Origin of the sequence: Neobacillus drentensis (assembly GCF_036966985.1) — a bacterium.
GTDB classification, from domain to species: domain Bacteria; phylum Bacillota; class Bacilli; order Bacillales; family Cytobacillaceae; genus Neobacillus; species Neobacillus drentensis_E.
The window spans coordinates 1-10,335 of sequence record NZ_JBALSN010000248.1; the positions used below are offsets into that span (position 1 = coordinate 1).

Below are 10,335 nucleotides of genomic sequence, written 5' to 3' on the forward strand. Positions count from 1 at the left end.
CAAATTATCATGCAAATCTTTACATTTGGAGACGACCGAGTATTTCGCCCATAGACCAAGTTCAGTTGAAAAAGCAAAATAAATGAATGCCAACCTAAAAAAAACACAAATTATCCTAAAAAAACAGCATTTTAAAAAATTCATATGATTCGTAAAATTAAAGACAAGAAAACGTTTTCAGCTAGGGGGGATCATATGAATTTTATCAAAAAGGTGTGCCTTTTCATCGATGCAGTTTTTGAAAAATTCACTCTTTTATCATTAGTCTTATTAATCTTTGTTGTAACTACTCAAGTCATGACCCGAAAATTATTAAACTTCGTCTTTTTCTGGTCAGAGGAAGTGACCCTTCTTTTACTTGCCTGGTTTGCTTTTATGGCGATCGCCATTGGTTTTCGCGAGTATATTCATTTGGGGATTGATTCTTTTACAAACCTTTTTCCAAAAAGATTTAATAAAGTCTTAGATAAAATCATCAGTGCCAGCACTTTTGCTTTTGGTTTATATTTAGTGATTCAAGGTTGGGATTTTACAGTATTGATGATGGATTCCACACTACCAGCTACGAAACTTCCAAGTAGTGTTACCTATGCGGCCATGCCAATCACAGGAATCATGATTTGTGGTTATTCGATTTTGCATTTCTTAAATATAAACACAAGCCGACATCAAGATGTAGAGGAGGGCATGTAATATGGACAGCAACACGATAGGTATTATCATCTTACTTTCAAGCTTTGTTATCTTAATTTTATTTCGCTTTCCAATTGCCCTTACACTCGTTGCTTCATCATTGCTGACTGTCATCTATCTGGGGATACCCCTTCCGGTAATAGGACAGCAAATGATACAAGGTGTCAATTCTTTTTCCTTGCTCGCCATTCCGTTCTTTATCCTGACAGGACAAATAATGAGTGAAGGTGGACTTGCCAACAGAATTGTAAACTTTGCAAGTTTATTAGTTGGAAGAATTCGCGGTGGTCTGGCAATGGTAAATAGTGTTGCTGCTTTGTTTTTCGGTAATATTTCGGGATCTGCCATCGCTGATGTTTCCTCTGTAGGGTCAGTTATGATTCCAATGATGAAAAAGAATGGATACGAAGCGGATTACGCTGTAGGTGTTACCATTGCATCCGCTATTCAAGGTGTAGTAGTTCCGCCTAGCCATAATCTAGTTTTATATTCTCTAGCTGCTGGAGGAGTTTCGATCGCTAGTCTATTTATGGCTGGTATAGTTCCCGGAATCATCATGTTAATTGCTTTAATGATCACGGGCTACATCATTGCCCGAAAAAGAGGATATGGAAAAGCGGATCCTGTGCCAAAATCTCAAATCGGCGGCATTCTTCTTCACGGAATTTTGTCTTTAAGTCCAGCCGTCATTATTTTAGGCGGTATCTTAACAGGTTGGTTTACAGCAACAGAGTCAGGTGCATTAGCATGTTTGTATTCTTTTATTCTAGCTTTCGGTATTTATCGGGAGGCACCAGTATCAAGTATTTGGAAAATTTTAATCAGAACAACGAGAACGGTGTCCATGGTTTTTTTCTTGATTGCCGCTTCTGCAGCCTTTGGCTGGATCCTAGCATATTTGCAGATCCCGGGAATGGTAACAGATTTATTCTTAAATATTTCTGATAATCCACTTGTTATTTTATTAATTATTAATATTTTATTGCTTCTCCTTGGTGCACCAATGGACATGGCGCCAATGATCTTAATAATGACGCCAATTCTCCTTCCAGTAGTAACGAACTTAGGAATGGATCCTGTCCACTTTGGAATTGTCCTTATTTTAAACGCTGGGATTGGTCTTTTAACACCACCAGTAGGAACGGTGTTGTTTGTCGGGTGTGCCATAGGGAAAGTCTCCATTCAGCAGGGAACGAAAGCTATGATGCCATTTTTCTACGCATTACTTGTCGTTTTGTTAATTATCACTTATATACCTGAGGTTGTTATGTGGCTGCCGCATTTGTTAGTCAAGTAACCGAAGGAATAGGTGAAAATATAAAAAAATTCAAGGGGGTTTCAAGAATGATAAGAAAAAAGGTTACAGGAGTTTTAGCAGCAACGTTTTTAATGGGTACTATCCTAGCTGCCTGTGGGAAAGATGAAACTGCCTCCACCAAAGATGGAGGATCTAAAGTGGAGGAAGCCAAGTATACATTTCGCTTAGCAGATAACCAGCCACCAGATTATCCGACCGTTGTAGGAGACAAAAAGTTTGCTGAATTAGTAGAAGAAAGATCTGATGGAAGAATTAAAATTGAAGTATTTCCATCCGCTCAATTAGGGGATGAAAAATCTGTTTTGGAACAGGTACAGCTTGGGGCTATAGAGTTTACTAGAATCAATTCCAGCCCACTAGCAGAGTTCAACGATCAGTTTGCAGCACTTTCACTCCCATATGTATTTGAAAGCGATGAACACCTATGGAAATTCCTTAACGGTGATATGGGGACAAAATTGCTTGATGGTCTTGAGCAATCCAAAATGAAAGGGCTTGCTTATTACGATTCAGGATCTCGGAGTTTTTATTCTACCAAACCGCTTACTAGTGTAAAGGATTTAAAAGGGCAAAAGATTCGTGTACAACAGAGCAAGATCAATATTGATTTCATGGCTGCATTAGGGGCAAGTGCGACACCAATGCCATATGGTGAAGTATTCAGCGCCCTTCAAACAGGAATTATCGATGGAGCAGAAAATAACCTGCCAAGCTTAGACTCCTCCAATCATTATCAGGAAGCCAAGAATTTTATTTTAGATCACCACCAACGTATTCCTGAGGTATTACTCATTAGTAAAGCGGCGTGGGATAAGCTATCAGAAAAAGATCAAAAAATTATCAAACAAGCAGCGTTAGATTCTGTCAAAACCCAACGAGAAGAATGGGCGAAGTGGGAAGAACGTTCAGAAAAGAAATTGAAAGAAGCTGGAGTGAAATTTGTTGAAGTTGACGATATGACGCCATGGAAAGAGGCAGTCAAGCCAATGGTTGATAAATACTCCAAAGATTATACAGAAGTAATGGACGCAATTGACAAAGCACGTCCATAGTTTTTAACTAGTAACAAGCCTAGCTGGTAAATGTATCCACTTGCCAGCTGGGTCTTTTCTGTTTATTTATCCTAGAGAAAAAGTCGCGGAAATTATACCTAATTGGGATGGATGAAAAATGAAAAAGCAGTGGAGAAAAACAGCAGAATTTATTAATCGCTACATTCTATTAAGAAATCAATCACTAATGACAAAGCTTTGCGCCTTCTCCAGTGTTCTGGTTATTTTTCCTGTTCTTTCAGTTGGATTTATTTCGTACAAGCGTTCATCCATAGAGCTGGAAAATGAGCTTAGTCAATCCAGCAGGCAAGTGATTGATCAAGTTGAGACTCATATAGAATATTATTTACAAGATTTTGAGATTACAAGCTTAAAAATAATTAACTCTCCCGAATTTTCCAGCCTTTTAAAAATGCGATCACAAGTAGTTGAAAATAAAGAGGCCACTCGTGAATTGGCTCGTAATACCTTAAAGTCAGCGGAATATTCACGAGCTGATATATCAAATATTACGGTGATCCTTGATAAAGGTCAGGTAATTGACACCCTCGGGACAAGAAATTATTATCCTGCATCCAAAATAAAGGATGAATATTGGTATTCTTCTGTCCCGCTTAATGGAATGAGTATGTTGGTAACTCGAACGCTAAAGCTGCAAAATAAAGAGGAGCCTGTTATTTCCCTTGTAAGGAGGCTGTATAACCCTGTAACTCTTCTGCCAGTGGGAATGTTAATTATTGATATCAATTTCAGGAGGATAGAAGAAATTTCAAACAAAGTAACGATTAGTGAAAATGGCTACTTTTTTATTCTAGATGCAAAAGGCCATTATGTATATCATCCCGATTATTCGAAACTTGGAAAAAAAGTAGAATTCAATCAACTTTCTAAACTGGAAACAGAAGGAAGCAGTACGAAAATATTAGAAAACAAACGAAAAGATTTCGTCACCTATACATTTTCCCGAAACCTTGGCTGGGGGTTTTTCACAGCCGTCCCATACCGAGATGTGACGGGGGGAATTATTCAAATTGGAAGAACGATTGTCTCAACAATTCTTATATCATTAATCATTGCCTATCTGATTGGTTTCGGTTTTGCTACCAGCATCATTCGCCCGATTCGGCGTTTGCAACAATATATGAAGGAAGTTGAAATTGGAAACCTTAATTTTAGAGTCCGTGTGGAATCTAACGATGAAATCGGACAATTGACCACAGGTTTTAATAATACAGTTGAAAAGCTATCAAATCTGCTTGAAGAAGTTTATGTCTCGAAGTTAAGAGAGGCAGAAATGTCACTCAAACAAAAGGAAATTGAATTAAAAATGCTTCAGTCACAAATGAACCCTCATTTTTTATACAATTCTCTTGAAACGATAAGAGGCATGGCATTGGAACAGAATCAGGAAAATATTGCTGATATGTCTTCCGCGTTAGGAAAACTGCTTCGCTATAATTTAAAAAATAGCTCATCTACAGTAAGTCTGGGTGAAGAGATTAAATTTTGCCAAATGTACCTGCAAATTCAGAAATTTCGCTTTGACGACAGGTTTGAGTATTTGTTTGATATTCCAGAATGGGCAATGAATCTTAAGGTGGCAAAGTTTTCACTGCAGCCATTAATAGAAAATTGTTTTGTCCATGGATTTGGTCACAATATTTGGAAATTGAAAATAAGCATTTCTGTGTTTCGTCAATCCGAAAATTCATTTATTATTCGAATTTCAGACACAGGTGCTGGAATTAAGGAACAAATACTTGAGCAGATCATAAAGAAAATTGAACAAAAAACTACTTCTAGTGATGGAATTCACATTGGGGTAATAAATGTCCACCAAAGAATTCATTACTTGTTTGGCCCTGAATACGGAATTTCTCTTCAGAGTGAACAAGGGGCAGGGACAGAGATTGATATGCACTTACCAATCATAAATGAACAAGAGGAAGGGGAAAAGTATGAAAAATATCTTGTTGGTTGACGATGAGAAATGGGTTCGAACAGCTCTGAAGTGGACGATTAACAAGTTAAACCTCCCCTTGCAAGTGATCCACGAATGTGAAAACGGGTTAGCGGCACTAGACTGGATTAAGATACATGAGGTAGACCTGATTATTACGGATATCCGTATGCCGATTATGGATGGTCTTTCATTGGTGAAGGAACTGGAGCAATTAAAGAGAAATCAGGATGTAGTCGTTATCACGGTACATGATGAGTTCCAGTTTGTCCAACAAGCAATGCGAAGCGGGGTAACCGATTATCTCCTTAAACCGATAGAGGAGACTGAGTTAAGAAGTTGTCTTGAAAAGTGGTTAGATAAATGTAATAAAGAAGAACAGAAAAGGAACATTGCTCATTATGAGGATGAAAACCTTCCTTCCTCAACGATCGACCGGGTGCTGCATTATTTAAAGATAACTCCATTAGACCAAATAACGCTTAAGGATGCAGCAGAGAGTGTACACATGAATCCTAGTTACCTCAGTCAATTGTTCAAGCAGCAGCTTAGTAAAAAGTTTGTTGATTATATAACCGAACTTCGAATTGAGGAGAGTAAACGTTTGTTACTAAATACAACATTAAGAATGTCGGAGATTGCCGAAAGAGTGGGATATTCTGATTTAGCCTATTTCAGTAATAATTTTAAGAGAATTACGGGGTGTTCCCCATCAGAGTTTCGAAAATCTGCAATAGAAAAGGAAATGTTACATCCTAAATGAAGAAAGGTTAGCGTAGTCAATAATCTTGAGATTACTGACTATTTTTTTGCTGAAACTAATTCGAATCTTTTAATTTTGAAGGTAACAGGCTGTGATTATAAGTCTTTTATCATAGGACAATATGACCGAATATTAAGAATCTTAAAAAAACACAAATCCACCTAAAAAATCTCCCTATTATCTATTACAAATTGAAATGTACAATCAATTTGTATTGAAAGCGTTTACGTGAATTAGGAGGTGTTTTGGGAGACTTGGTCCATTTAATAGTTTACTAGTTTTTTGTTAGTGTTTATCTGAAATGGGGGAGAAAAAAATGAATTTATTTTCAAATCAAATTAAAAAGGCAGCATCGTTATCGCTTGCTGCGGTGATGCTAACATCGATTGCAGTACCATTTGCAAGTGCAGAGCCAGGAAATTCGAATGGCAATAAGCAAAATGCACCGAAGATCGAAGCAACAACCAAGAACGTCCTTGTTCAGGGAGGCAAAAAATTCAAAGACTTAAATGGGAACAAAAAAGTCGATCAATACGAAAACTGGCAGCTCCCAACTCAAGTACGCGTAAAGGACCTTATCAAACAGATGACACTTGAGGAAAAAGCAGCGATGATGCTTATTACTGAATTTCCGAAATTTTTGGATGGTAAGTTACAACCTAATGTGTTAATTGATCAAGGTACACGCTACTTCATCTTCCGTCAAACTCCAACAGCAGATGTAATTGTCGACTATAATAATCAGCTGCAAGAGGCAGCGGAGGGATCAAGGTTAGGTATTCCAATTGTGATCACATCCAACCCGCGGAATCATGCCTCGACCGACTATACGAATAGTAGTGAGGGGGCTGGAATGTTTTCCTTTTGGCCGGGTCCATTAGGTCTTGCAGCAACCCGTGATACGAACCTTGTAAATGAGTTCGCTCAAATTGCTGCAAAAGAATGGAGAGCTTCTGGTATTCGCAAAATCTACGGCTATACGGCGGATGTTGCCACAGACCCGTTATGGGCAAGAATTGAAGATACATTCGGAGAACATCCTGAGATTGCTGCAAACATGATTTATAACACGATAAAAGGTTTTCAAGGTGATGAACTTGGGACAGACAGTGTTTCAATCACGACGAAACATTTCCCGGGAGGCGGGGCACGTGATAATGGTTTGGACCCACATTTTGTAGAAGGTAAATTCAATCCATATCCGACCGAAGGGAGTCTACTAAAGTATCACATTCCGCCTTTCAAAGCGGCAATTGCAGCGGGTACATCGGCTATCATGCCTTATTACGCGTATCCAAGCAACTCTAGCGCTGATCAAGGATTGCCATGGTATGCACAAGATAAGCAATTTGAAGAGGTTGGCTTTGCCTTGAATAAAGGATTTATAACAGATTTCTTGCGTGGAGAGCTTGGATTCAAAGGGTATGTAAACTCTGATACGGGTGCGATTGGAAATAATGCTTGGGGTGCCGAAAACTTATCAGCAGAGCAAAAGTTTGCGAAAGCAATCGATGCAGGAACAAACATTATTTCTGGAGCATCCGATCCAACTCCAATCATTAGTGCAGTTAAAAACGGTTTGCTTGCTGAAGAGAAAGTAAACGAATCGGTCACGTTTTTGCTGACAGAAATGATGAAATTAGGGCTGTTCGAAAACCCTTATGTAAACGCACAGAATGCCCTTAATGTTGTAAACAATCCAGCATCACAGAAAAAAGCGGATGAAGCCCATCGTAAGTCAATCGTCCTTTTACGAAATGATAAAATCAATGGCGAAAATTTATTGCCATTGAAGGATGAAAAAGTGAAGAATGTTAAGCTTTATGTCGAGATGTTCCCTGCTGGAAGTGATGACGCCAGTACCAATAAATTAAAAGAAACCATTCAAAAATATGATTCTTCTATCACCATCACGAATACTCTAGCTGAAGCCACACATGCATTTGTTTGGGTCCGTCCTGTTCAATCGAACTGGGATAATAATCCTCGAATAACAATTGGTCCGGAAACAGGGATTAAAAATGTCGAGAGAATAATTGAGATCCAAAAAACGGTGCCAACGATTACAGCGATAAACATGACAAATCCTTGGTTGATTGATCGCATTGAGCCAAATGCCGCAGCTGTCATAAGCACTTTCGGTGTGAAAACGGAGGCAATTGTTGATGTTATCCGTGGAAAATTCAATCCTACTGGGAAACTTCCGTTCACTATCCCTGCTAATAAGGAAGCTGTAGAAAACGAAGTTGGAGATATTCCTGGCTATGTAGAAGATCCGTCCTATTCTTACAAGAACAAAAATGGTGACACGTACGGGTTCGATTTTGGCTTGTCATATAAATAAGAAACCTTTTTAAACAAGATGAAAAGTCCAGTTTTGGTTCCAGTCCAAAAACACCAGCCATTTAGTGCTGGTGTTTATTTTGATTTAATAGAGAACACGCCATAAATAAAAGGTTGCATAGGATTCCCAATTTCTCCATGGGGTAGATAACTTTAAGATCTCATCTTTGGAAGGCTTTCTATCCATATTAAGTACTGTTTTAATGGCATTAATTAGACCTACATCATCGATAGGGAAGGCGTTAGGNNNAGCGCATCAGGACATAATTCGCGGTCCATGGACCAATCCCACGTATTTTAATTAAGTTTTTTTCGACATCTTTAAAGCCGCCGATCTCTCTTAATTTTTCCTTGGATAACTCGCCGGTGGTCATTAATTGCGCAATGCCAATAATATATTCACTCTTTTTAACGGTCATTTTTATATCTGCCAGATCACTAGGGGTGAGTTTAGCAATTCGTTCATAGGAGGGGAATATCCAATATTTTTTGCCTTCCCATTCCATTGATTCACCAAATTTTTCAACAAATTGCTTCTTTAATGTGTAGGCGAAGTTTAAGTTAATTTGCTGACCTAATACTCCCCAACAGAGTGCCTCAAACAAATCTGGAATGCCGATAAGGCGCAATCCAAAAAAATTTTCTACGGGCATTTTAAGTAATGGGTCAGCTTTCGCCATTTGATAAAAGGAAGTTAAGTCGTTATCCAGGTCAAACCATTCTCGGATATAATGGATTACATCAGTAGTCTCGTATGGCTTACCTGCTAAAAAGTGAACAATCATTTGATTCTTATCGTTTACATGTATTTGTACAAGTGTTCGAATTTCGCCAATCGCGATAACCCTTATAATAGTATCATTTTTAACTTCATACATACATTCATTTTTATTCCGCTCTAGATAACCAAGGTTTACTTTTAGGTCAAATTCTTCAGGCAGCGGAATTATAACTTTGCATGGTTCCTCTTCAAACGTATTTTTAGGATTCGTCACTTTATCTCCCCCCAGCATTTTGCTATATTCTATTTTTATCATAAAAGTGTAAAAGATAATGTTTCAATTTTGAGGTTACAATCAAAAATCTATTATTTTCCACTTAATTAAGTGTATATTGATTATGTAATTATGTTTAATGCATCTATGAAGGATCTAATAATGAAGGTGAGGAATCTTTATTGAAACCAAAAGTTATTGTCTATAAAAAAGTCGATCCAACCGTTTTGGCGTATGTTCGTGAAGCCTGTGACGTAATTTACTTTGAAACCTTGGATGAGCAGACCCTTCCTGCCTTTTACGAGGAATTAAAGGAAGCATATGGGATTCTAGGCTCGGGATTAAAAGTGGATGAGCAGTTTTTAATGCAGGCGCCTCGTTTAAAAATTATTAGCAATATCTCGGTTGGCTACGATAATTTAGATATTCCCGAAATAACTAAACGAAAAATTATGGCTACCAATACACCTGATGTATTAGATGATAGTGTTGCCGATACTATTTTTGGTTTATTATTGGCAACCGCAAGAAGAATGCCAGAATTACATCAGATGGTCAAGTCAGGGAAGTGGACATCGAAAATTAGTGAAGAGCAATTTGGCGTTGATGTTCATCATAAGACATTAGGTATTATCGGAATGGGCGGGGTAGGTTCGGCTATTGCTAAACGGGCTCATTTTGGCTTTGATATGCCTATTTTGTATCATAATCGCTCGCGAAATCTAGAAGCCGAACATACCTTTCAAGCAACCTATTGTTCCCTTGAAGACATTTGCCAGCAAGCTGATTTCATTTGCTTAATGACGCCGCTAACTCCAAATACTGTTAAGCTTATCGGGGAAAAGGAATTTAAATTAATGAAGAAATCTGCCATTTTTGTAAATGGTTCGCGCGGGGCAACAGTTGATGAAGATGCCTTAGTTCGGGCTCTTCAAAATGGAGAGATTTTAGCTGCGGGACTTGACGTCTTTACACAAGAACCAGTAAACCCAGACCACCCGCTATTATCAATGGATAACGCCGTCACATTGCCGCATATTGGTTCTGCTACCTATGAAACACGATTGAAAATGGCTAAACTGGCAGCTGAAAATCTAGTGCTTGGTTTGCAGGGAAAACAGCCGCCTTCCTTAATCAACCAGGAGGTTTTAAGCGAAGTCCGGTTTTGAGCAATTGGTAATATCCAACAATCATTTTCTGGTGCCTGACAC

General features: G+C 38.3%; 7 protein-coding genes and 1 pseudogene. 7 read left to right on the top strand and 1 reads right to left on the bottom strand.

Annotation, left to right across the window (positions count from 1 at the left end; translation table 11 throughout):
- Positions 1–195: 195 nt before the first annotated feature.
- The 6 genes from V7659_RS16670 to V7659_RS16695 all read left to right on the top strand — a co-directional run bounded on the left by V7659_RS16670 (position 196) and on the right by V7659_RS16695 (position 8,130).
- Positions 196–693 (top strand): TRAP transporter small permease, encoded by a 498-nt coding sequence (locus tag V7659_RS16670; protein ID WP_335540942.1) that lies wholly within the window; start codon positions 196–198, stop codon positions 691–693.
- 1 nt (position 694) lies between these two features.
- Positions 695–1,990 (top strand): TRAP transporter large permease, encoded by a 1,296-nt coding sequence (locus V7659_RS16675; RefSeq protein ID WP_335540943.1) that lies wholly within the window; start codon positions 695–697, stop codon positions 1,988–1,990.
- 47 nt (positions 1,991–2,037) lie between these two features.
- Complete coding sequence (locus V7659_RS16680) at positions 2,038–3,063, top strand: TRAP transporter substrate-binding protein (RefSeq protein ID WP_335540944.1); 1,026 nt, start codon at positions 2,038–2,040, stop codon at positions 3,061–3,063.
- Positions 3,064–3,181: 118 nt separating this feature from the next.
- Complete coding sequence (locus V7659_RS16685) at positions 3,182–5,044, top strand: sensor histidine kinase (RefSeq protein WP_335540945.1); 1,863 nt, start codon at positions 3,182–3,184, stop codon at positions 5,042–5,044.
- Complete coding sequence (locus V7659_RS16690; protein WP_335540946.1) at positions 5,022–5,786, top strand: response regulator transcription factor; 765 nt, start codon at positions 5,022–5,024, stop codon at positions 5,784–5,786. The genes V7659_RS16685 and V7659_RS16690 overlap by 23 nt, the downstream gene beginning before the upstream one ends.
- Before the next feature lie 316 nt (positions 5,787–6,102).
- On the top strand, positions 6,103–8,130 hold the full coding sequence (locus V7659_RS16695; RefSeq protein ID WP_335540947.1) for a glycoside hydrolase family 3 protein: 2,028 nt from the start codon (positions 6,103–6,105) through the stop codon (positions 8,128–8,130).
- 84 nt (positions 8,131–8,214) lie between these two features.
- Here V7659_RS16695 and V7659_RS16700 read toward each other — a convergent pair.
- Positions 8,215–9,142 (bottom strand): annotated as a pseudogene (locus tag V7659_RS16700) (DNA-3-methyladenine glycosylase 2).
- 164 nt (positions 9,143–9,306) lie between these two features.
- Here V7659_RS16700 and V7659_RS16705 point away from each other — a divergent pair.
- Positions 9,307–10,293 (top strand): 2-hydroxyacid dehydrogenase, encoded by a 987-nt coding sequence (locus tag V7659_RS16705; protein ID WP_335540948.1) that lies wholly within the window; start codon positions 9,307–9,309, stop codon positions 10,291–10,293.
- Positions 10,294–10,335 lie beyond the last annotated feature (42 nt).

What these genes read in the sequence shown, in the direction of transcription:
- V7659_RS16670 (WP_335540942.1), top strand. Translation starts at nt 196, where the DNA reads ATGAATTTTATCAAAAAGGTGTGCCTTTTCATCGATGCAGTTTTTGAA.
- V7659_RS16675 (WP_335540943.1), top strand. Translation starts at nt 695, where the DNA reads ATGGACAGCAACACGATAGGTATTATCATCTTACTTTCAAGCTTTGTT.
- V7659_RS16680 (WP_335540944.1), top strand. Translation starts at nt 2,038, where the DNA reads ATGATAAGAAAAAAGGTTACAGGAGTTTTAGCAGCAACGTTTTTAATG.
- V7659_RS16685 (WP_335540945.1), top strand. Translation starts at nt 3,182, where the DNA reads ATGAAAAAGCAGTGGAGAAAAACAGCAGAATTTATTAATCGCTACATT.
- V7659_RS16690 (WP_335540946.1), top strand. Translation starts at nt 5,022, where the DNA reads ATGAAAAATATCTTGTTGGTTGACGATGAGAAATGGGTTCGAACAGCT.
- V7659_RS16695 (WP_335540947.1), top strand. Translation starts at nt 6,103, where the DNA reads ATGAATTTATTTTCAAATCAAATTAAAAAGGCAGCATCGTTATCGCTT.